We start from the raw sequence: 20,312 nt of genomic DNA on the forward strand, positions 1-20,312 counted from the left end.
AAACTTTTTTTGGGAACAGGAGAAGCGCTATGGAGGCTAAATTGGAGGGTAAGCGGATCCCGCAGGCAAACGTTGGGAACAAGCTGGATAAAAAGAGAAAAAAACGCTACAAACAGCCATGGATTCTGCACTTCATGGTGTTGCCGGCGGCTATTATGGTCTTTATATTTTCATACATTCCGATGTCCGGGATTTTGATGGCATTTCAAGATTATAAACCTGCACTGGGATTTTTCAATTCCGAATGGGTAGGACTGAAGCACTTCAGGTATATGTGGGAAAATGATTATTTCCTGCAAATTACGTGGAACACGCTATTTTTTGCCTGTACGAAGATCGTCATGAATCTGATCATTCCGTTTATCTTTGCCTTATTGCTTAACGAGGTACGGAAGATGGCGCTGAAAAGAACGATTCAAACGCTCGTGTATCTTCCTCACTTTCTGTCTTGGGTTACGCTATCAGGCATTCTGATCGACATTCTGGCCCAGACGGGTATTGTCAATCAGTTCCTGGTTTCCGTATTTGGTATCAAGCCGATCTTCTTCCTGGGGGATGGAAGCTGGTTCCGGTTCACGATTATAGCGAGTGATGTCTGGAAAGAGTTTGGATTCAACACAATCATCTTCCTCGCGGCACTGTCCGGCATTAACCCTGCACTCTATGAAGCAGCTGAAGTGGATGGAGCAGGACGCTGGAAGCAAACGATGTATATTACCATCCCGGCACTGATTCCCATTGGGATCGTAATCGCAACACTGGCACTGGGTAATGTACTCAACGCCAACTTTGACCAAATCTTTAACTTATATAGTCCGTTAATTTACCAACAAGGAGATATTATCGATACGTTTGTGTATAGAGAAGGTCTGCTTAGTGGGCAGTTCAGTTTCGCTACCGCTGTGAATCTGTTCAAATCGGTCATCAGCCTGATCCTGATTGTGATCTCGTACCGACTGGCTTACCGATTCGCCGGATATCGAATTTTCTAGAAAGGATGACAAATGAATGTATCATAAAACGATGCCTTACCGCATATTCAGCATATTCAACAATGTGTTCCTGACCATCCTTTCACTGCTCTGCTTGCTGCCTTTGTATCACTTACTCATGGTATCACTTAGCGCATCTGCACCTGCAAATGCGGGTCTCGTAACATTTTGGCCGATTGGATTCACACTGGAGGCGTATGCGAAGACATTTGCCAATACAAACTTCCTCTCCTCCTTATGGGTATCTGTGGAGCGGACGGTACTCGGTACTGGACTTGCGTTAATTGTTAATACGCTTGCAGCCTATGCGCTTTCCAAAGAGACGCGGGTGTTCCGCGCACGTAACATCTATCTGTGGTATTTTGTCATCACGATGCTGTTCAGCGGTGGCCTCATTCCGGGATATATCCTGATTCTGAAGCTGGGACTTATGAACACATTGCTGGCCTTGATCCTGCCAGGATTGGTTGCGGTGTTTAACATCATTCTGCTGCTCAATTTCTTCCGTACCGTTCCGAAGGATCTGGAGGAAGCTGCATTTATCGATGGCGCAGGGCACTTGCAGACATTTATCAAAATCTATCTGCCTGTCTCCGTACCGGTTATTGCAACGGTTTCGCTCTTCATGATGGTTGGGCATTGGAACGCATATTTTGACGGGATCATCTACATCCGTGATGCGGAAAAGCTGCCACTCGCTACATTCATGCAGACGATCATCGTGCAGGCCGACATGTCGAAGCTTGATCCAGAAGCGGTGAAGAATCTGTCCCAACGGACCATTCGGGCTTCGCAGATCTTTATCAGTGCGCTGCCGATCCTGCTTGTGTATCCGTTCCTGCAACGTTATTTTGTAACGGGGATTGTGGTTGGAGCTGTTAAAGAGTAGTTGAATGTAGGAAATGAATAGGATTGCAAAATGGAGTCACTGAACTGGGGAAGGCCAGGGAGGTGGCTTCTTTTTGTGGAAAAAGAACGTTGCGCATATGTAGTGTATTACCTTTATTTGAATAAAATGGTACAGTAAGAAAAATGAAATGCAAGTATATCCTGATTATTCCTATCGAGGAGTTGTACATAGTGAAAAAGATGATGATGTTGACACTTGCTGTAACGTTATTAAGCTGCTCCATGGCTCATACCGTTTCAAGTGCACCTAAGAAAATCAGCGTGATTTTTAATGAAAAGGAACTCCAAACACAGGCAGGAGCTGAAGCAAAAATGATAGACGGCCGAGTATATATCCCGGCTAATATTCTTCGAGGTGCGAGATTCTCGGTAGAGTATAAAAACTCTACGCTGCATTTGGTTAATAGCTATTTTCTGTACACCAGAAATTTGATGGAGATGCATGTGTTTAATCATGTCTTTACAACGCGATTCAACAAGATGGATCAGGAAGTGGTTCACATTTTGGGCAATGTGCTGCTGGAAGAGCCGGTAGATTTCTCGAAATTACACGAGTTCATAGCGGAAGCTGAATCAAATGCGGGAATCCGACCGGAGAACTTTACTCCCGTGCTAGACTATAATTCCTTTGATTTTGGATCTGCGAGACGAAGTGTAGAAGCATACAAAAAAGCAAGTCGTGAGTTAATCGCTTATGTCGATACTGGAGACAAAGAGAGGTTGAAGTCGTTTTACGAAGAGAGAAAACAGGCACTTGAGTATTACGATTCTTACACGAATGTGTATGATCTTATTTTTAAAGCGAGTTTTACGAGTGCAGTGAGATAGAGAAGAAAATAGTAATGATAATAAGTGCAGGAGGGAATTCAAAATGGAATTTAGAAGAATAACTTGGGATAATTTTATCGAATGTATTGAACTTAAAGTCACTCCAGACCAACAAAGATTTATATCCTCGAACCAACATGCACTTGCTGAAGCGTACGTTGCCTCAGATGAGGGGCAGATTATTATTACTTTTGCAGTCTATAAGGAAGACAATATGGTAGGTTTTATTTCGATGTACTATGATGACGGGGATGGAAATTTTGATTATAGCAGTTATGGCATCTTTAAGATGATGATTGACCAGCGATACCAAGGTAAGGGATATGGTAAAGAAATGGTAGTAAAAGCAATTGAGTATGCGAGGACTTTTCCACGAGGAAAAGCCAAAGTTGTAGAACTCACCTACAAACCTGAAAATGTAGTTGCGAAGAAAATTTATGACTCTCTTGGCTTTATTCAAACCGGTGAAATATTGGCATGTGGCGAAGTACAGGCGGTATTAACCTTGTGATTGTCCGTTACAGCTCCAATCCTGCTCTTGCTTCATGAAACTCACACCTTGATTTGGCTATTCAACTCAACTATTCCCGAATCAGGTGGATTCCAAATTCAGAGAGGATGAATACGATGATGGATCAAATCTTGAAACAAGCAATAGTCAGGGGAGAAACTTCGCTAGGCATTGAATTTGGATCCACACGAATCAAAGCTGTACTTATTGATCACCATTTTAATACCATCTGTTCCAGCAGTTATGAGTGGGAAAATCAATTGATTGGCGGTTACTGGACTTACCATATGGATGAAATGATTCATGGGTTGCAACAAACCTATCATCAATTAAAGCAAGAGATTGAAAAAAAATTATGGTGTAACGATACAAAAAATTGGCTCGATCGGATGTTCTGCTATGATGCAGGGTTACATTGCACTTGATCAAACAGGGGAGTTATTGGTTCCGTTTCGTACATGGCGCAATGCCACAACGGGGAAGGCTGCATCAGAGCTAACCGAGAAATTCCAGTTTAAAATTCCAGAGCGCTGGAGCATCGCACATTTGTATCAAGCGATTTTGAACGGAGAAGAGCATGTTACGAACATCAATTATATTACGACACTATCAGGTTACATACATCGGCTGTTGACTGGCAGTAAAGCTATAGGTATAGGGGATGCCTCCGGTATGTTCCCAATTGATGAATCCACACTGGGATATCATGAAGAAATGGTAAAAAAGTTTGACGATTTAATTGCCGACAAAAGCTACCCGTGGCATCTTAAAGATATTTTACCTAAAGTGTACACTGCCGGTGAACATGCCGGATATCTTAGTGAAGCTGGTGCACGACTGTTAGATCCATCAGGTAACTTGGAATCCAATATTCCACTGTGCCCTCCGGAAGGCGATGCTGGAACAGGCATGGTCGCTACGAATAGTGTTCAAAAACGTACGGGTAACATTTCCGTAGGTACATCGATTTTTGCCATGATTGTATTAGATAAAAACCTGTCTACGGTATACCCTGAGATTGACATCGTGACTACACCTGAAGGCAATCCTGTGGCTATGGTTCTTGCGAATAACTGCTCCAGCGATATTAATGCCTGGGTCGACTTGTTCCGTGAGTTTTATGAGGCGATGGGACAGAAGCCTGATATGAATCAGTTATTCAGCGTCTTGTTCAATGAAGCGCTGAAAGCTGACGCTGATGGCGGTGGCTTACTGAGCTATGGCTACTATTCGGGCGAGAACATTACAGGAATTGCAAAAGGTCGTCCGTTGTTCGTACGTTCTCCAGAGAGCCGCTTCAATCTGGCAAACTTTATGAGAGTCCATCTGTTTGCTGCGTTTGCTGCACTAAGGCTTGGGCTGGATATTCTTACACAGAAGGAGCACGTAACGATTGAGCACATTTGGGCGCATGGCGGATTGTTCAAAACCCCACGAGTCGCTCAAAAAATGTGCGCATCCGCACTGAATATTCCCGTGTCGGTCATGTCTACCGCTGGTGAAGGCGGCGCATGGGGAATGGCTATTTTGGCTTCCTACATGGTTAATAAGCAGCAGCACGAGGGTTTAGCGGAGTACCTTACTACTAAGGTGTTTATTGATACAGAAGGACAAGAGGTTTCTCCAAATAGCACGGATGTGAATGGATTTGCCTTGTTCATGGAGCGTTACACGGAAGGGCTGGCCATTGAGCAGTCAGCAATAGATCATTTCGTGGAAAATGGGAAGAAAGCCTAAGATGTAATTATATTTCTTGAAAAGAGGAAATTGGATCGAAGCCCGTTGCCTACACTATGCTGCCCTGTTATAATTCCGATATATCTATCGTATTGGGGGTTATGACGTGGCAATATGGATGATGCCGGATTGCTCGTTCGCTAGAAAGCCTTATGCAAAGCCTGAATAGGGGCGGACTTTGTGTAGGGCGCGACAAAATGAGATTGTTTGCCCTGGAATCAACATCAACATAATGTTACATCCCGCAGGCTTTGCACCTTACTTTATTTTCTTAATAAATATAAGGGGCTGAAAGCCATGCAAACACCATTTATTCAAAATCATCAATTTAATTATATTCAAAAACAAGCTGATTTCCTGCTGAAAACGCTACGCTCTGTTGTAGATCTCAAAGTATTGGAAACCGTCCGTTATACGGTCGGCACCAATGCGGTGAGCATCTTCAATGAACTGACGCCGGAACAAAAGCAATTGCTGGAGCAGTTATCCACGTATGAGACGATACATGAGTTGCAGACGTATCTAAACCAGCTGGAAGCATATCTGATTCCGTTTCCACAAGTATCCGCGAAGCAGATTCAGAAGCTGTACCCGAAGGCGAAGAAGCTCAAAATGCCTGATCTCGAATCCATCGATTACGCACGTACAACCTACCTGAGATGGACCGACATTGCAACCAATCGTCTGTTCATCGTGTACCCGCATGAGGGCAAATTGCTCGGTATTGAGGGACGGCTTACAGCTACGAACAAGAAAGGGTACTGCATGTTCTGTCATCGTCATCAGGAGCTCGGATTCTTCAACGTGAAGACCAAGAGCCATACGCCGGATAATATTTCTTCCGTTGCCCAGTATGTATGCATGGATAACACAGCTTGCAACCATAGCATCACTGATATCACTATGCTGGAGAAGTTTCTTCTCTCGACAGTAAAATAATGCAAGACACACAAGCAGGGTCGCTCTTCGGAGCGACCTTTTTGCGTGTTCAAGCGTTGTGATTCGCCATTGAACGTACCACAAAACTTCAGAATACATATTCGGGTCATCCCTTTTTTCTCATACGATCATGGAGTCGGAATATCGTTGGCATAGTTCAGTCCCAAGTGATGTGCATGGTTCAGCAATGCCTCATAATGCTCAGGCTTGGATTCCAACGTTTCATATAAAAACTCAACTCTCGATTGGGACACGCCGCAATAATCGGCAATCCCCACATTGAGCAGGTTGGCGATCGATTGACCATAGTTGCGCTTCTGCACCTGTTCTTCCGTCACACCCGAAAGAGCGATCCACAATATCTGCTGATGAGGGAGCTTATTCGCGCCATAGGCAAATCCGTTGTTCATGACACGATCTACATAACCTTTCAACATGGCTGGCAGATGCCACCACCAGAGAGGAAACACAAAAGCCACAGCATCGTGTTTCTTCAAACGCTCCATCTCGGTTTCAACCTCAGGTGAGAACACTTGATTCTCTTGGGTATAGTCTGGTTCATCCATCTCACGAAGAATCGGGTCGAATCCAATTCCATGCAAATCCAATATTTCATAACCGTGACCAGCCTCGGTAAGCCCTTTTGCAAAACGTTCAGCTACCTGGAAGGTCAACGAATCTTTACGCGGGTGGGATACTACAACGAGTACGTTCATCTTATCTTTCACTACCTTTCTGGATTGCGGTCTTGTAGCCATAAATCAATGGCTGATGCTATTATAAACAGGTATGAGAACATCTGGAAGTACGCACTTTGTTGTTCTATAGGAAGAATGAAGTGCCATAGGAACATTAAAGTACCCTAAATAGATGCCTCAAAATGAGCTTAATAATAGAAAAAAGAGCAGCAAGAAGATTATAATTTCACCTTGGATACAGCCTGATTATGGAGGGGTTCAAAAATGACGGAACATGGAGAAACAAGTGCTCCAAAGAAATATAAAGTAGGCGTGGAAGCTGCTTTGGAAGTGATGGGTGGGAAGTGGAAGCCTTTGATTATTTATCACTTGATGACCGGACGTAAACGCACGTCAGAGCTTCGACGATTGATACCCGACATTACGCAGAAGATGCTGACAACACAGCTCAGAGGTCTGGAACAGGACGAGATTGTGCAGCGCAAGGTATATTCGGAGGTTCCACCCAAAGTGGAGTATGAGTTAACGGACTACGGCTGGGGACTCAAGCCTGCGCTTGACTATCTGTGTTATTGGGGAGAAGATCATCTCGACAAAATCTACGGGGATAAATTTAAAGTTTTGGAGGACTTTGATTCCGAAGAGAAGGGGTCGGGAAGATGAATGGTGCGGAGCACGCGAAACAGGCAGTGCCCATTCGATGTGAAGGCGTGGCTGTAGTTCTGTTGAAGAAGAGCCTCGATCAATACCGTGTACTGATGCTAAAGCGGGCGGGTCGTATGTTGCATAATGAATGGTGTTATGTTGGCGGCGGGATAGAGAAGGGCGAGAAGGCATGGGAAGCTGCACTGAGAGAAGTTTACGAGGAAACAGGCATTACGAAAGTCCGGTTGTATTCTGCCAATCAATTTGAACAATATTATTCACCCAAGGAGGAGTATATCTATACCGCGCCCGTATTTGTAGGATACGTGGATGAAAGCCAGCCTGTCCGGTTAAATCATGAACATACCGAGTACCAATGGATGACGTTTGACGAAGCCAAAGACAATGCGGCATTGCCCGGAATTGATGACATTTTGCATTTTGTTGAAAAGCATTTTGCCAGAAAAGCCCCTTCCAAGTGGCTTCGAATTCATGAAGAGAATGATTAGGAGGTGGAACTCATCACATACAAGACGATTTATCCAAGAGCATGGTTGAGCCTACTATGTATGTTGGTCATTGAAGCAATACTCCTCAAGGATGGTATTTACGATAAAAATGGGATTTGGAAGTACTCCCTGATCGCTCTATTGACCTATATTCTGGTTTATATCGTTTTCCTGATCTGGCGGTTTTTTTTCACTAAACCCAGTATTACGCTGGCAAGCGATCATGTGATTTCTACGAAACATCAGAGATATGATGCATCTCAGATTGAGTGTATTTATGTGAATTACAGACGGATTGGCATCAAACTCTATGGTAAACGGTTGGTGCCGATGGATCTATGTTTTTATTTTCAAAGAGGCCAGGAGTCCGCAGGGGTAGAAGCTGTGCATGAATGGGCGGCGCGAAACGACAAAGAAATAAAACACAGATTTTTTCAAACCTTGGCGTAGACCCGTGCGTCTGTTGAGTATAAGGAATTGTTAAGGCTGAAGATAGGGGAGGCGTAGTAATGCAAACCATAGAGCAGTTTCTAACGAGTGATTGGTATAAACAGGTAACAGCGGAAATCATTCAGCTTAAACCTCAGGTCCAATTTGTCGAGCATGCCAGTTTTGAAGCATCGTTGCTGATGGACTCATTTAAAGAACGGAAATATGTACTAGAGGGTTTTGGTGTTTCGGCTCCAACCGAAGAAGAGTGTATACAGTGGATCATGGAGCAGCTGGACGTAGACAAGGACCACATCATGTCCTATGTTCTAGCTCGATTAACATTCAGTGAACAATTGGAAGATGATCCAGATGGAGAGTTTCCAGAAGGCGAGGAGCTTGAGGCAGGAGATCGATCTGAAGTGGTCGAGGTATTAGGTTTTACGAGATCTGTTATCGCTAACACCATCATTGAATATGATATGGTCAAAAACCATCCTAAACAATTAACAGCGTTTTTTAAACGCACACATATTCCAGGTGCAGCTAGATTCTCGTCACAAATTAAAAAGCTTTACGCTTCAATCGCAAAGTAGATTCTAAAATCAGCAGGAGAGGTGCATATGAGATATTTAACGAAAGAATGGTATGAGCTGTGTCAACGAACAGGGCTTCATTTTGGGATGAGGGTACATAGAGGAACTTCCGAGTTAAACGAAGCACTTTTCCTACGGCGGTATAAAAGAAAAGAAAAAGAGTATATAGAGCTTCAGCGTGAGATGTACAATACAGATCCTCGTTTTTTGCTGGAGCAAAATGGCCATGTTTTAGTACCTGCCGAAAAGTTTATTAGTGGGAATGAAATATCGGAAGATGATAAAAAAGTATATCAGATGCCTGCTGAGGAAAGAGAGCGAATTGAGAAATTAATCGCAGATTATGATATACGGCCTCCTTTTGACGAGTCGAGTTACAAGGAAGAGTTTAAAAGCAACCTAGAATGGGAGTGCAATTACCATAAAGAGCGTTTAACCAAAGAAATCGTTGAACAGATTGCGGATATCCGTGTGTTTACGTTGGGCTACTGTACGAAAGAGGTTATGCCACAGCTAAAGAAACTGAGTGCAGAAAATAGGAGAGAGATGGAGCGTGTATCGAATGAGTACCGGGAAGTTATTATAGCGCAGGGTATTTCCGATGAAATTCGTAACCGGGTTCAGTTTCATGATTGTACGGTAACAGAACTACTGACAGGTGATGAAGTGCTCATTCGTTTTGACACCCGCGGGGGCTTCACCAATATAAACAAACTTACGCTGGTTGCACCCGAAATCATCAAGCAAGACGTTGGGATTATAGGCACTTACTGGTTGTATCAAGAGCTGTATCGGATCGATAATGGATATGAGCTTCATGTTCTATTTGATGGAGAGAATATGCCTGAGCTAATTGTTCGTTGTGCTGACATTCTTGTAGAAGAAGAATGAGAGAGAGCCCAAGAGGAGGATGAAGGAAATAGAGATAGAATGGGACACCAGTACCTTTGGTTATTTATCAATTCCCGTATTCTTCATAGGAATTGCGTTTTACTTCTTTCCCGATTTTCTATACAAAATATTTGTTCTGATGAGATATCGAGGAATTAAACCGAATTGGGAGTTCGAAGATAACCCACCTCATAGTGATATCCCTAAACATATCGAAATAATATTGAAAGTCCTAGGCACCATTATGGTGATCCTGGGGTTTATATGGTTTTGGTTTTCAGAAGAGTTTTACAATTTAGTTTTTTGACAGCAAGGAGTTGAACAACAATATGGAGTTATTCTGGGCTTTAATCGTACCACTTATAAGTATTATTGTAGTTCTTATCTTTGCGGCAATCATTCGTTATGCCATAGATTCATCCAAAACATCCCAAAAGCTGGATCTACTCATCAAAGAAGTGCACTATCTTAAAACTGAAATCAAAAAACAGCAACACCATAAGCAGCAAGCTGACAGCAAGCATATTTTTGACGAGAAAGTATAGGGAAACGATTTTAGATCGAGGCGAGAGATACAATAATATGTTCTCGGAAAGGAACAGACCATGATGAAAGCAAATGGGAATGTACAAGCTGTTTTTATAGACAGAGATGGAACCATCGGTGGTACAGGTCATTTTATTCATCCAAGAGATTTCAGATTATACCCCAATGCTCAAGAAGCCATTATGCGTTTGAAAAGAGAAGGAATTAGGGTACTGGCGTTTACGAATCAATATCGAATCTCACGTGGAGAAGCAAGTGTTCAGGATTTTGAAGCGCAATTTCGCGAGTATGGATTCGATCAATCCTATATATGTCCACATGAGCAAGAATGCAGTTGCCGAAAGCCGAAACCCGGAATGTTACTGCAAGCTTCCGAGGAACACGGTCTGGATTTATCCAAATGCATCGTTATTGGAGATGTGGGAGATACAGACATGCTTGCTGCCCATGCCGTAGGAGCGACTAAGATCATGGTGAGAACAGGCTGGGGAGAGTCTTCATTAACGAAATTCAGAGACAAATGGGCGGAGACCAAACCTGATTATATCGCAGAAGATATTTGGGATGCCGTACAATGGATCATTCATGGAAAGGAATTCAGAGAATAAAAGACAGGAGGTAACTGTGTATGGGCATGTCAGACTATTACAAAAACCTCAGGGGAAAGATCGGCAACGAGCTTATTTTTATGCCAGGTGTCGCTGGAATTATCCGAAATGAACAAGGAGAGATCCTGTTCGGTCGTAAACATAACGAATCAACCTGGGGGTTAATTGCTGGAGCAATTGAGCTTGGTGAGGAACCGGCGCAAGCGATGGTGAGAGAGGCACTGGAAGAGACAGGTCTGGTCGTTGAACCCGAGAAGATTATCGGAGTATACGGAGGTGAAGCAAGACGCTTTACATACAGTAACGGTCATCAGGTCGAATATTTGACTATTGTATTTGAATGCGGGATCAAGTCGGGTCAACTCACGTCCGATAATGAAGAGATGAAGGATTTGCAGTTTTTCCCCGAGGATCAGCTTCCACCCATGGCAAACCACTATCCAGATTATATTTTTAGTTCCAATCAAGAAGAATGGGCACATTTTGAAAGATAACTCAACCCACTGTGCAACTGGAATCTAACCTCACTTTATGTTTACCAAATAAATCAAGATCCTAGTTATATGAGGAGAACTATATGTTAATCAATCCAACGATAGATGAGATCAATAACTTATTCAAGATGCATCATATCAACGAAGAAATATCTGAAATTCAACATTTGTCAGGTACCACTGCTGGACGTGTTTATCGGTTGAGTACAAGTGTGAATAAGCACTATATTTTAAAATCAGATGAACCTGAACAGATTCACATTGCCCAGCAGTTTTTGGACACGTATAAGAATTCTTCGTTATTGCCTGAAGTTTTGTTGACTGATCCGGACAACACGTATCTAATTTACTCCTATATGGAAGGTACAACCCATATCAACCGAGGGCAGAAAAGAGACTGGTTAACTCGTCTGGTGAACGAGCTGTTCAATACATATGTGCGTTCTACAGAGACGAAATCATGGGGCAGGATGGAGTTCCCACAGAGGACATGGAAAGAATTCAATCAGATTAGCATTCAAGAAGCCAAGATCAACATCGGAAGTATTTTAACGACAGGTGATTATGATCTGGTTCAATCCAAAGTGGATTGTCTGTTTCAAGAGCAAGAGATTAAGTTTCTTTTGCATGGCGATACGGGGGTTCATAATTTTGTATACGATCAAAATGAACTCATCGGCGTTATTGATCCCTCTCCAATGGTTGGGCCTATCCTCTATGATTTCTTGTATGCGTTTAGCTCTTCGCCAGATGATATCAACACCGAAACCTTATTTGCTGCGTTCGATCTGTTAGAGCAAGTGGATATGGACAAATCCAGATTGATCGAGGAAGCTCTGGTTCATCTCTATTGCCGAATTGGGCTGAGTAACAAGCATCATCCGGATGATCTGCCTGAATACTTGAAGGCATGGCAGGAATGGAAGCGATTATGTGAGGAACTTTGATCTAGCAAAGTTTTAACAGCTATCGTAAATGCCTTAGTTCAGACTATATAAGACAGGAGAGATATCACAAGTTGGATAGCAAAAGTAGTTTGAACAGTCCGAATATTTGGACTACTCCTGATATACTTCATGGCGACTTAGTTACCAGTAAAGAACTGATCTATGACAAGTGTGGCTTTATCTGCTCACAACCACACGAAGAAGCACAGAATGCTGAATATGGGGCGTATGTGTTCACCTTAGATTCTCTCTCCATTCGATTTCGCGTCGCCAAAAGCACGCCAACCAAGATTGGACAATTCGTTACTCTGTGGCAGCGGAGTGAGGATGGATTGACACGGCCATATGATGGATCAGATCCAGCAGATATGTATGTCATTAGTGCGCGCACAGGTGGCCACTTTGGTCAATTTGTATTTCCGAAGCATGTATTGTTAGCGCGAGATATCGTATCGGATCATGGCAAAGGTGGCAAACGCGCCATACGTGTATATCCGCCTTGGGACAATCCAACAAGTAAGCAGGCTCAAAAAACGCAGCAGTGGCAGCTGGAATACTTCTTGAAAGTACCTTTCACCGAACCGTTGAACTGTGATCAAGCTCGGGTACTTTATAGGTAATAGGATATTGGTGAGGTAAGATTATGGAGATGGAATATTGAATTTGATACACTTAAGAGAAAGGTAAACATCTATGGAAAAGATAATTAGAAGTAAAATAATAGGCTCTTTTATGTACAATGAAGAATTTAACTCCTATGAACATACTGAAGGGAAAATATATTACAGTTTAAAGCTTGAGAATGAAAGCACTAATGTAGATGCATTGATGAGTAGAGCAGAAAAACTATTCTGTCAGTTTGATGAATTTGAAAAAAGGGCTAAGACACAGATCGCACAGCATTTAATTGTTTATAAAAATGATTTTTGGCCTGAATACGATGAAGATGATGAGAATTTAAATTGGGATGATGTAGATGCTGGGAAATATGATGTAAGCACAGAAGACTTTGAAAGAGTCATAACGTTGCTAGACATTGAATTACGAGTGGACCATATATACTGTGAATGTTCAGATGGAGATTTATTTGGTGGACATCGGATTCATGCAAAATTTGACCATGACTATAGTTTAATTGATGCAGATGTTTAGTCTTCGGACCGACCTTTCCTGGTGTTGAATAAAAACATACATAACAAGTAGGAGGAATAAATTCATTGAAAGCATTATCGATCGTCAGTCTTATTGGGTTCGTACTTAATTTTTTATTAATAGTCTTTTTTTTAGATGGTTCGCAAGATGGTGCGGAAGTAGCATGAACAACTGCTACAGTTGGGTGAATTAAAAGAGAAAAATATCATATCGGAATATGAATTCGATCAAAAGAAAGAGAAGTTACTCTCCAGATACAAGTAGTCCAAAGCTCGCTGCTATAAGGTAAAGGCTATTCATTTTCTACTCATACCAAAAAGCTGAACTTAGGCAAATAAAAACAGGGCGTTCCCTTCACCGGGGGATCTGCCCTCTTTTCATTTAGAAACAACTATAATGTTATACCATCTCAATGGTGATGATGTGCGTGAGCATCTGGTGCGTCGCCTTTGACGGTACATAGTACCGAGGTATCATGCAGATGTTTCTCGGACTCCACTTGGAGCGTCACATGTTTGATCTCTTTATGCTCCAGCATGTGTTCAATCTTCTGAACCAGGATCTCGGATGCATAGACATCCATCGTTCCATCCACCACGATATGTGCGGTCAGTGCATTCAGGTTACTGGTAATGGACCAGACATGCACATCATGAACGCCTTTGACGCCGTCCACTTGTTTGATGGTCTGCACCAGCTCATTCACATCCACATTGGCCGGAGTACCTTCCATCAAGATATGCAGAGATGATTTGGTGACATAGAACCCACTACGCAATACCAGTGCCGCGACAATGACACTCGCCAGTGGATCGGCCCAACCCCAGCCGAAGAACATCATCAGCAAGGCCGCCGCAATGGCTCCAACCGATCCGAGCATATCACTGATAACATGCAGATAAGCACCGCGCATATTCAAATTATTCTCCGTATCACTACCACGCATCATGATCCAAGCCACCAGAATATTGACGAGCAGTCCAATGACGCTGATAATTAGCATGCCTACGGTTGCAACTTCTGGCGGGTTAATGAATCGACCAATGGCTTCGTAGAAAATGTAGAGCGCAATGGCGATTAACGTGATTCCGTTTAACGTGGCAGCCAGAATTTCAAATCTTCTGTATCCGTACGTTTTGCCTGTATTCACGGCTTTTTCACCAAACGTGAACGCCAGCAAAGCGATTCCGAGCGCAATGGAATCTGATAACATATGGCCTGCATCCGAAATAAGTGCGAGACTGTTGGTAATGAATCCGCCAAAGGCTTCAACGATCATATAGACGGTAATAATAATGAAGGAAAACAACAATACTTTTTTGTTATTGGTGGTGTGAGCGTGGTTGTGTCCATGATCGTGCCCATGGTTATGACTGTGTTGATGTCCAGACATATAAATCCTCTCCTTTGGAGCGAGGCTCCGTTATGTAATATGATTTCTTGTATGGCTATAAATAAAGCTTTAGCAATGGTTACTCACTAACAAATGAATATATGAGCGTTTGTTCATATGTTATGCTTTTATTATAGTTGTGCCTCATAGTAGTGTCAACCAGATTTAAGGAAATATAAACATGTCCAGCGTATCTCCATGCATGTGCTGGCGAATGAGATTGCTTTTATGCTACCATCTGTGCAGAATCTAAGTGAGATGTATCTGTTACATAGAAGGGCGGACAACGATATGAAACATCTGCTGCTGGCAGACGATGATGCGAATATTAGAGCACTCCTCAGGCATGTCATGACCAAGGAAGGCTATCGGGTTCATGAAGCACAGGATGGACTGGAAGCAGTGAAACTGATGCAAGAAACGCCGATCGATCTGGCGATTCTCGATGTCATGATGCCAGGTATGGACGGATTGGAGTTATGTGATTACATTCGGCAGCATTACGACATTCCAATTATGTTGCTGACGGCACGAGATCAGCTATCTGACAAGAGAGACGGTTATCTGAAAGGAACGGATGAGTATGTGACCAAGCCGTTTGAACCCGAAGAACTGGTTTACCGGGTAAAGGCATTATTTCGCCGCTACCATCGCACGTCCAGTGATATCATCCGTATGAACCGGATCGTGATCGACCGGAACAATGTGGAGGTTACGGACGGGCAATCCATTCTCTTTTTACCAATGAAGGAATTTGAATTACTCTCACAGCTTGCTCAGTTTCCAGGACGTTTGTTCTCTCGTGATGAACTCATTCGACTTGTCTGGGGAGCAGATTACGAAGGAGATGACCGCACTGTTGATGTGCATATCAAGCGACTCCGTGATCGGTTTGCCGAATATACGGACGATTTCGTGATCCAAACGGTGCGGGGCATTGGTTACAAAATGGAGGTGAAAGCACCTTGAGGACCTTGTACGTCCGGGTATTCCTCATTACGGTGGCGGTGATTGTGGTCAGCAGCATGCTTGGTTTTCTTTTGTCTAACATCTATTATCATGTGAAACTTAAGGATTTCAACGATGAGAAGCTGGTGGGCATCGCCACGCAAATGAAGCAGTTTGTAGAGGAGCAGCCCGGTACGATGGAGCATTATTTGAACAATGCCGCAGCGCTCGGTTATGGAATCTATGTGACGGATGGGAAGGGGAATGACCAATTTTATGGTCGCGAATTCCGTGAGAAAGACCTGGACAAGCAAGCTGTAGAACGGGTGCTGAAGGGTGAGGTGTACCATGGCGTAGCCCAGTTTCCAAGTAAACCGTTCATTACCGGTTTCTTCGATAATCAATTAAGCAATACCGTAGGTGTTCATCTACAGGTACGTAATGCGAATTACGCTCTCTTCATGCGTCCGGATGTGATCCTGCAATTTGGTGAGCTGCGCATCTTTTTTGCACTGATTGGTGCATTTACGATAGGCATTAGTATTCTGTTCTTTCTGATCAGTACCCGTTATCTGGTCAATCCGATTGAACGTCTGTCCGAGGCGACCAAGCGCATTGCCCAAGGAAAATATAATCTGAAACTGCCTACTACAAGGCGTGACGAGATTGGCCAACTGGCTCAGCATTTCATGACTATGAGTCGTGAGTTGGAGAGAGTGGATCAGGCGCGGCAGCAGTTTGTATCCAACGTATCTCATGAGATTCAATCGCCACTGACCTCCATTCAGGGGTTTGCCCAATTGGTGGCAGATCGGGATCTGCCTGAACAGGAACGGGAGCACTATGCATCGATCATTGAGGAGGAGAGCCGTCATCTCTCCCTACTCAGTAAACAACTGCTGCTCCTGTCCTCCCTCGAACAAGGCAACGAAGATTTGTCCAAAGTAAAGTTCTCTCTGCGGGATCAATTCCGGCAAGCGGTTCAGGTGTTGCAATGGCAACTGGAAGAAAAAGAACTGCTGCTTCGGATTTCGGTACCCGAATCCATCCAGCTGATTGGCAATGAAGTGCTGCTCATGCAGGTCTGGATGAATCTGCTGGGTAATGCAGTGAATCATCTGCCACAGGGAAGAAGCATCGAGATTCATGCCGAGCAGATGGATAACCAGTGTGTGATTCAAATTCGGGATACAGGGGACGGGATTGCTGCGGAGCATCTGCCTTTCCTGTTCGATCGATTTTACCGGGTGGACCGTGCGCGGGAACGTTCTTCCGGACGAACCGGGCTTGGACTTGCCATTGTGCAGAAAATTATCCGAATCCATGACGGTACAATTGAGGTTGCCAGTTCGCCAACAGGTACGGTCTTTACGGTGACACTTCCGCAGATGTAATCTGTTATTCATTTCCCGTTCATTTTCGCCTCTTATACTTGGGTTATCAAGAGGGAGGTCACAGAACATGTACTTGGCTATTCGGGAAATGAGGTATGCCAAAGGGCGGTATGCCTTAATTGCTACAATCATGGTGCTGGTTTCATTTCTGGTACTGTTTGTTACAGGTCTTGCACAGGGGCTGGCGTATGATAACGCAGCTTCGGTCAAAAATATGGCAGCAACCCACTTTGTACTGGAACAGGATTCGAATCATCGGTTTACCCGGTCACAAGTGGATCAGGATCAGCTTGATCAAGCTCGCTCCGTGGTAGGGCAAGAGAACGCGGAGCCACTAGGTGTGAAAATGACAACGGTCAGTCCAATGGGCGACACGAAAAAGATTGATGTCACGTTGTTCATGGTGAATCCGGAAGGCTGGCTTGCTCCAGCGGTTACCGAAGGAACTCCGATTACGGATCAGACCAAAGGTCAGGTTGTGGTAGATCATAAGCTGTCTGAATCTGGCGTAACGAGTGGCACTGTTCTCGTCGATCAAGCTTCGGGAATGGAGTGGACCGTTGGTGGATTTGTGCAAAATGAGTCCTTCAGTCACTCCCCAGTGGTGTTCATGAATGAACAGGAATGGCTTACGCTTCAAGGAGGTTCACGAACTACACAAGGTTCGGCCGACACCAGTGTCAATGCTCCGATATATAATGCCATTGCGGTAAAGGACGCGGGTGAGCAGGTAGACGGACTAAGTGCCGCAATGCCTGATACGGAAGTCATCACGAAGTCGGATGCCGTATCCGCCATTCCTGGATATAAAGAAGAGCAGGGATCGTTGCTCATGATGATCGCTTTTCTATATGTCATCTCAGCGTTTGTACTTGCAGTATTCTTCTATGTCATCACGATCCAGAAAACAAGTCAGTTCGGCATATTGAAAGCGATCGGAACGCGGAATGGTTATCTGGCAGGTAGTGTTTCTTTACAAGTATTCATTCTATCGGTTGGTAGTCTGGTCATTAGCGTACTGTTGGTTCGACTGTTTGAGTCCATTCTGCCGGCATCAATGCCATTTCAATTAGGTTTATCCACGCTTGCCTTAACCTGCGTATTGTTCATTCTCATGTCTGTGGCGGGTTCATTGTTCTCGGTGTGGAAGGTTACCAAAATTGATGCGCTTGATGCGATTGGGAGGACTGCAGCATGAGAAATCGATTGGTATTACAGGGAATTACCCAGACCTTTGAAGATGGTGGCAGCAAACGAACGATTCTGGATAAGCTCGACCTTGAGGTGACCGAAGGGGAACTTGTAGCTGTGATGGGACCTTCCGGCTCTGGCAAAAGTACATTCCTGTCCATTGCTGGCGCACTTCTTGAACCAACGGAAGGACAGGTTCTGCTGGATGGGGCCTCTATTATGGGCAAAGGCAAACAGGAGATATCCGATATGCGGCTTCAGCAGCTTGGTTTTATTTTTCAAAGTGCCAACCTCATTCCGTATCTGAAAGTAGAAGAACAACTGATGGTGGTCGCGAAGCTCGCCGGAACGGATAAAAACAAGGCGGAGAAACGAGTGGATGAGCTGTTGGATACGGTAGGATTGACTCATCGACGGAAGGCATATACGGAGAAACTGTCTGGCGGGGAACGTCAGCGGGTCGCCATTGCACGGGCGTTGATGAACGATCCGGCTGTCCTGCTCGCGGATGAACCGACAGCTAGCCTAGATGCGGAGCGCGGGCTGGATATTGTCGGCATGATTGCACGGCTCGTGAAAGAGCAGGGCAAGAGTGCAGTGATGGTTACGCATGATGAGCGGATTTTGTCACTCTGTAGCCGAGTTCTTTTTTTGGAAAAGGGAAAGCTGGTACAGCATTAGACATTAGGTAAGTTGTCAGGCATGGAACGATCTGATGTGATTTAGGGCGAGAAGGTCATGTATTCCCTCAAGGGGAAGGTGGCCTTCCTTCTTTATTTTCATCTATAATTGGGAGAAGTATATAAATGAGAGATTTTATTTTACATAGAGAGGAACGGTGCGGATGAGCAGCTTGAATGCAGAACAATTCCCGGCACTGACGACGTCGATTCATTGGGGCATTGTTGAGGCAGAGTTCAGATTAAACGACATCGTGGATGAAAAGCTGGTGAGCAATATTAGCATCATTCCATTTGTCGCGGATCAATGTGTCGTTTTCCAACTGGATAATGGAGATTGGGAGCTGCCTGGGGGGACGCTTGAAGCAGGTGAGCCGTATATGGACGGACTGAAGCGCGAACTGATGGAGGAACTTGGGGCAGAAATGCGATCCTATCAGATTTTTGGTCAATTCTATTGCACATCCAGTGCGTTGGAGCCATATCGACCGCATATCCCGCACCCCCATTTTGTAAGAATCATCGGTTATGGAGACGTTGAACTTGTTGCTGATCCGCTGAATCCAGAGGATGGCGAGCAGGTGGTTGCTGTTGAAGTGGTAGAGATTGATGAAGCGATTCGGAGGTTCCAGGCACAGAACAGATATGACATCGCCGAGATGTACAAACTGGCTCATATGCTGCGAGAAGAAGCTAAATAGGCAGGCAAGGAACAAGTGTTTTAATCCAGATAGCATACGGAGGTAATGATGATTCGAGATAAAATTAACGAGCTGCTGGATACTTTACCCGAATTGGAACTGAACCGAGCATATTGGGGGATTGAGCGTATTCATCAGGAATATAGGTTTAAGAAGAATTTGCAGGATAAAGGGGTTGTTGTCTCCGAACTGTACGAGGAATCCGAAAGGATTGTACAGCAATGGGACAGAGCATTCGCCAATAATATCGATGATGTGGTCAAAGAGTCTATCCATTATAGCCAGTACAAGTGGCATATGTTCAGTTATGAACAACAGAAATGTCTGACACATGACGAAGCACGAGATGCTTTTGATGCCGAGCCGAAAGATGAAGTATATGTGATGTATGAAAATGGTGGTTGGGTGCTCTTATACGAAAACGCGAACCGGATTGTTGCAGGGGATTTTGATTCGGAGCAGGATATCTACATCTTCGACCGAGCGTTTACATGGACTTACGTGTATACGCACGAATCCATGTGTGGTCCTTATTTTTATAAAATAGAACAAGCATGATTCTGAACAAAAAAGG

25 protein-coding genes and 1 pseudogene are annotated in these 20,312 nt (G+C 44.0%); 24 read left to right on the forward strand and 2 right to left on the reverse strand.

Features of this window, described 5'->3' with window-relative positions; all coding sequences use genetic code 11:
* Positions 1 to 29: 29 nt before the first annotated feature.
* From MHH93_RS07435 to MHH93_RS07460, 6 genes and pseudogenes are all read left to right on the forward strand, one after another.
* Positions 30 to 992 (forward strand): ABC transporter permease, encoded by a 963-nt coding sequence (locus tag MHH93_RS07435; protein ID WP_370511435.1) that lies wholly within the window; start codon positions 30 to 32, stop codon positions 990 to 992.
* A 16-nt stretch (positions 993 to 1,008) separates the two neighbouring features.
* The gene (locus tag MHH93_RS07440; protein ID WP_047842119.1) at positions 1,009 to 1,881 is read left to right on the forward strand and encodes a carbohydrate ABC transporter permease; all 873 of its coding nucleotides are present in this window, start codon (positions 1,009 to 1,011) and stop codon (positions 1,879 to 1,881) included.
* A gap of 191 nt (positions 1,882 to 2,072) precedes the next feature.
* On the forward strand, positions 2,073 to 2,729 hold the full coding sequence (locus MHH93_RS07445; protein WP_500053505.1) for a hypothetical protein: 657 nt from the start codon (positions 2,073 to 2,075) through the stop codon (positions 2,727 to 2,729).
* 43 nt (positions 2,730 to 2,772) lie between these two features.
* Positions 2,773 to 3,240, forward strand: coding sequence for a GNAT family N-acetyltransferase (locus tag MHH93_RS07450; protein WP_076252701.1), 468 nt, complete (start codon positions 2,773 to 2,775; stop codon positions 3,238 to 3,240).
* 119 nt (positions 3,241 to 3,359) lie between these two features.
* Positions 3,360 to 4,977: pseudogene (locus MHH93_RS07455) on the forward strand (xylulokinase).
* Between the two features lie 297 nt (positions 4,978 to 5,274).
* Entirely contained in the window at positions 5,275 to 5,916 is a 642-nt protein-coding gene (locus MHH93_RS07460) for a FusB/FusC family EF-G-binding protein (RefSeq protein WP_500053506.1), read from the forward strand.
* Between the two features lie 128 nt (positions 5,917 to 6,044).
* On the opposite strand, the gene MHH93_RS07465 is transcribed toward MHH93_RS07460, so the two are convergent.
* A complete protein-coding gene (locus MHH93_RS07465; RefSeq protein ID WP_500053764.1) occupies positions 6,045 to 6,632 on the reverse strand; it encodes an NAD(P)H oxidoreductase in 588 nt (195 codons plus the stop codon).
* Between the two features lie 246 nt (positions 6,633 to 6,878).
* Here MHH93_RS07465 and MHH93_RS07470 point away from each other — a divergent pair, with 246 nt between their 5' ends.
* The 12 genes from MHH93_RS07470 (at position 6,879) to MHH93_RS07525 (ending at position 13,695) form a co-directional block, all read left to right on the forward strand.
* The gene (locus MHH93_RS07470) at positions 6,879 to 7,277 is read left to right on the forward strand and encodes a winged helix-turn-helix transcriptional regulator (RefSeq protein WP_500053507.1); all 399 of its coding nucleotides are present in this window, start codon (positions 6,879 to 6,881) and stop codon (positions 7,275 to 7,277) included.
* Complete coding sequence (locus tag MHH93_RS07475; protein WP_500053508.1) at positions 7,274 to 7,768, forward strand: NUDIX hydrolase; 495 nt, start codon at positions 7,274 to 7,276, stop codon at positions 7,766 to 7,768. Before MHH93_RS07470 ends, MHH93_RS07475 begins: the two co-directional genes overlap by 4 nt.
* A 60-nt stretch (positions 7,769 to 7,828) precedes the next feature.
* Positions 7,829 to 8,218 carry a hypothetical protein gene (locus tag MHH93_RS07480; RefSeq protein WP_500053509.1) on the forward strand — a complete coding sequence of 130 codons (390 nt, stop codon included), beginning with the start codon at positions 7,829 to 7,831 and terminating at the stop codon, positions 8,216 to 8,218.
* A gap of 59 nt (positions 8,219 to 8,277) precedes the next feature.
* Positions 8,278 to 8,793 carry a hypothetical protein gene (locus MHH93_RS07485; RefSeq protein WP_500053510.1) on the forward strand — a complete coding sequence of 172 codons (516 nt, stop codon included), beginning with the start codon at positions 8,278 to 8,280 and terminating at the stop codon, positions 8,791 to 8,793.
* Positions 8,794 to 8,820: 27 nt separating this feature from the next.
* On the forward strand, positions 8,821 to 9,684 hold the full coding sequence (locus MHH93_RS07490; RefSeq protein ID WP_500053511.1) for a DUF4085 family protein: 864 nt from the start codon (positions 8,821 to 8,823) through the stop codon (positions 9,682 to 9,684).
* A 329-nt stretch (positions 9,685 to 10,013) separates the two neighbouring features.
* A complete protein-coding gene (locus tag MHH93_RS07495) occupies positions 10,014 to 10,229 on the forward strand; it encodes a hypothetical protein (RefSeq protein ID WP_500053512.1) in 216 nt (71 codons plus the stop codon).
* 60 nt (positions 10,230 to 10,289) lie between these two features.
* A complete protein-coding gene (locus tag MHH93_RS07500; protein WP_500053513.1) occupies positions 10,290 to 10,838 on the forward strand; it encodes an HAD-IIIA family hydrolase in 549 nt (182 codons plus the stop codon).
* Between the two features lie 20 nt (positions 10,839 to 10,858).
* Positions 10,859 to 11,332 (forward strand): NUDIX domain-containing protein, encoded by a 474-nt coding sequence (locus MHH93_RS07505; protein WP_500053514.1) that lies wholly within the window; start codon positions 10,859 to 10,861, stop codon positions 11,330 to 11,332.
* An 83-nt stretch (positions 11,333 to 11,415) separates the two neighbouring features.
* Complete coding sequence (locus MHH93_RS07510; protein ID WP_500053515.1) at positions 11,416 to 12,279, forward strand: phosphotransferase; 864 nt, start codon at positions 11,416 to 11,418, stop codon at positions 12,277 to 12,279.
* A 71-nt stretch (positions 12,280 to 12,350) separates the two neighbouring features.
* Positions 12,351 to 12,899, forward strand: coding sequence for a MepB family protein (locus MHH93_RS07515; RefSeq protein WP_500053516.1), 549 nt, complete (start codon positions 12,351 to 12,353; stop codon positions 12,897 to 12,899).
* A 73-nt stretch (positions 12,900 to 12,972) separates the two neighbouring features.
* A complete protein-coding gene (locus MHH93_RS07520; protein ID WP_500053517.1) occupies positions 12,973 to 13,431 on the forward strand; it encodes a DUF2262 domain-containing protein in 459 nt (152 codons plus the stop codon).
* 171 nt (positions 13,432 to 13,602) lie between these two features.
* Complete coding sequence (locus tag MHH93_RS07525) at positions 13,603 to 13,695, forward strand: SHOCT domain-containing protein (RefSeq protein WP_500053765.1); 93 nt, start codon at positions 13,603 to 13,605, stop codon at positions 13,693 to 13,695.
* A 145-nt stretch (positions 13,696 to 13,840) separates the two neighbouring features.
* Here the strand turns inward: MHH93_RS07525 and MHH93_RS07530 are convergent, their stop codons facing one another.
* Positions 13,841 to 14,824, reverse strand: a complete 984-nt coding sequence (locus MHH93_RS07530) for a cation diffusion facilitator family transporter (RefSeq protein ID WP_500053518.1) — start codon at positions 14,822 to 14,824, stop codon at positions 13,841 to 13,843.
* Between the two features lie 291 nt (positions 14,825 to 15,115).
* Between MHH93_RS07530 and MHH93_RS07535 the strand changes: the two genes are divergently transcribed.
* The 6 genes from MHH93_RS07535 (at position 15,116) to MHH93_RS07560 (ending at position 20,296) form a co-directional block, all read left to right on the forward strand.
* Entirely contained in the window at positions 15,116 to 15,793 is a 678-nt protein-coding gene (locus MHH93_RS07535; RefSeq protein WP_341131745.1) for a response regulator transcription factor, read from the forward strand.
* Positions 15,790 to 17,166, forward strand: coding sequence for a sensor histidine kinase (locus MHH93_RS07540; protein WP_500053519.1), 1,377 nt, complete (start codon positions 15,790 to 15,792; stop codon positions 17,164 to 17,166). The genes MHH93_RS07535 and MHH93_RS07540 overlap by 4 nt, the downstream gene beginning before the upstream one ends.
* Positions 17,167 to 17,233: 67 nt before the next feature.
* Positions 17,234 to 18,364, forward strand: coding sequence for an ABC transporter permease (locus MHH93_RS07545; protein ID WP_500053520.1), 1,131 nt, complete (start codon positions 17,234 to 17,236; stop codon positions 18,362 to 18,364).
* Positions 18,361 to 19,038 (forward strand): ABC transporter ATP-binding protein, encoded by a 678-nt coding sequence (locus tag MHH93_RS07550; protein ID WP_500053521.1) that lies wholly within the window; start codon positions 18,361 to 18,363, stop codon positions 19,036 to 19,038. The genes MHH93_RS07545 and MHH93_RS07550 overlap by 4 nt, the downstream gene beginning before the upstream one ends.
* Before the next feature lie 163 nt (positions 19,039 to 19,201).
* Positions 19,202 to 19,738, forward strand: a complete 537-nt coding sequence (locus MHH93_RS07555) for an NUDIX domain-containing protein (RefSeq protein ID WP_500053522.1) — start codon at positions 19,202 to 19,204, stop codon at positions 19,736 to 19,738.
* Between the two features lie 45 nt (positions 19,739 to 19,783).
* Entirely contained in the window at positions 19,784 to 20,296 is a 513-nt protein-coding gene (locus MHH93_RS07560; RefSeq protein WP_500053523.1) for a DUF4275 family protein, read from the forward strand.
* Positions 20,297 to 20,312: the final 16 nt, after the last annotated feature.

This window comes from Priestia sp. FSL H7-0729 (assembly GCF_038005685.1).
Classification (GTDB): domain Bacteria; phylum Bacillota; class Bacilli; order Paenibacillales; family Paenibacillaceae; genus Paenibacillus.

What these genes read in the sequence shown, in the direction of transcription:
- MHH93_RS07435 (WP_370511435.1), top strand. Translation starts at nt 30, where the DNA reads ATGGAGGCTAAATTGGAGGGTAAGCGGATCCCGCAGGCAAACGTTGGG.
- MHH93_RS07440 (WP_047842119.1), top strand. Translation starts at nt 1,009, where the DNA reads ATGTATCATAAAACGATGCCTTACCGCATATTCAGCATATTCAACAAT.
- MHH93_RS07450 (WP_076252701.1), top strand. Translation starts at nt 2,773, where the DNA reads ATGGAATTTAGAAGAATAACTTGGGATAATTTTATCGAATGTATTGAA.
- MHH93_RS07460 (WP_500053506.1), top strand. Translation starts at nt 5,275, where the DNA reads ATGCAAACACCATTTATTCAAAATCATCAATTTAATTATATTCAAAAA.
- MHH93_RS07465 (WP_500053764.1), bottom strand. Translation starts at nt 6,632, where the DNA reads ATGAACGTACTCGTTGTAGTATCCCACCCGCGTAAAGATTCGTTGACC.
- MHH93_RS07470 (WP_500053507.1), top strand. Translation starts at nt 6,879, where the DNA reads ATGACGGAACATGGAGAAACAAGTGCTCCAAAGAAATATAAAGTAGGC.
- MHH93_RS07475 (WP_500053508.1), top strand. Translation starts at nt 7,274, where the DNA reads ATGAATGGTGCGGAGCACGCGAAACAGGCAGTGCCCATTCGATGTGAA.
- MHH93_RS07480 (WP_500053509.1), top strand. Translation starts at nt 7,829, where the DNA reads ATGTTGGTCATTGAAGCAATACTCCTCAAGGATGGTATTTACGATAAA.
- MHH93_RS07485 (WP_500053510.1), top strand. Translation starts at nt 8,278, where the DNA reads ATGCAAACCATAGAGCAGTTTCTAACGAGTGATTGGTATAAACAGGTA.
- MHH93_RS07490 (WP_500053511.1), top strand. Translation starts at nt 8,821, where the DNA reads ATGAGATATTTAACGAAAGAATGGTATGAGCTGTGTCAACGAACAGGG.
- MHH93_RS07495 (WP_500053512.1), top strand. Translation starts at nt 10,014, where the DNA reads ATGGAGTTATTCTGGGCTTTAATCGTACCACTTATAAGTATTATTGTA.
- MHH93_RS07500 (WP_500053513.1), top strand. Translation starts at nt 10,290, where the DNA reads ATGATGAAAGCAAATGGGAATGTACAAGCTGTTTTTATAGACAGAGAT.
- MHH93_RS07505 (WP_500053514.1), top strand. Translation starts at nt 10,859, where the DNA reads ATGGGCATGTCAGACTATTACAAAAACCTCAGGGGAAAGATCGGCAAC.
- MHH93_RS07510 (WP_500053515.1), top strand. Translation starts at nt 11,416, where the DNA reads ATGTTAATCAATCCAACGATAGATGAGATCAATAACTTATTCAAGATG.
- MHH93_RS07520 (WP_500053517.1), top strand. Translation starts at nt 12,973, where the DNA reads ATGGAAAAGATAATTAGAAGTAAAATAATAGGCTCTTTTATGTACAAT.
- MHH93_RS07530 (WP_500053518.1), bottom strand. Translation starts at nt 14,824, where the DNA reads ATGTCTGGACATCAACACAGTCATAACCATGGGCACGATCATGGACAC.
- MHH93_RS07535 (WP_341131745.1), top strand. Translation starts at nt 15,116, where the DNA reads ATGAAACATCTGCTGCTGGCAGACGATGATGCGAATATTAGAGCACTC.
- MHH93_RS07545 (WP_500053520.1), top strand. Translation starts at nt 17,234, where the DNA reads ATGTACTTGGCTATTCGGGAAATGAGGTATGCCAAAGGGCGGTATGCC.
- MHH93_RS07550 (WP_500053521.1), top strand. Translation starts at nt 18,361, where the DNA reads ATGAGAAATCGATTGGTATTACAGGGAATTACCCAGACCTTTGAAGAT.
- MHH93_RS07555 (WP_500053522.1), top strand. Translation starts at nt 19,202, where the DNA reads ATGAGCAGCTTGAATGCAGAACAATTCCCGGCACTGACGACGTCGATT.
- MHH93_RS07560 (WP_500053523.1), top strand. Translation starts at nt 19,784, where the DNA reads ATGATGATTCGAGATAAAATTAACGAGCTGCTGGATACTTTACCCGAA.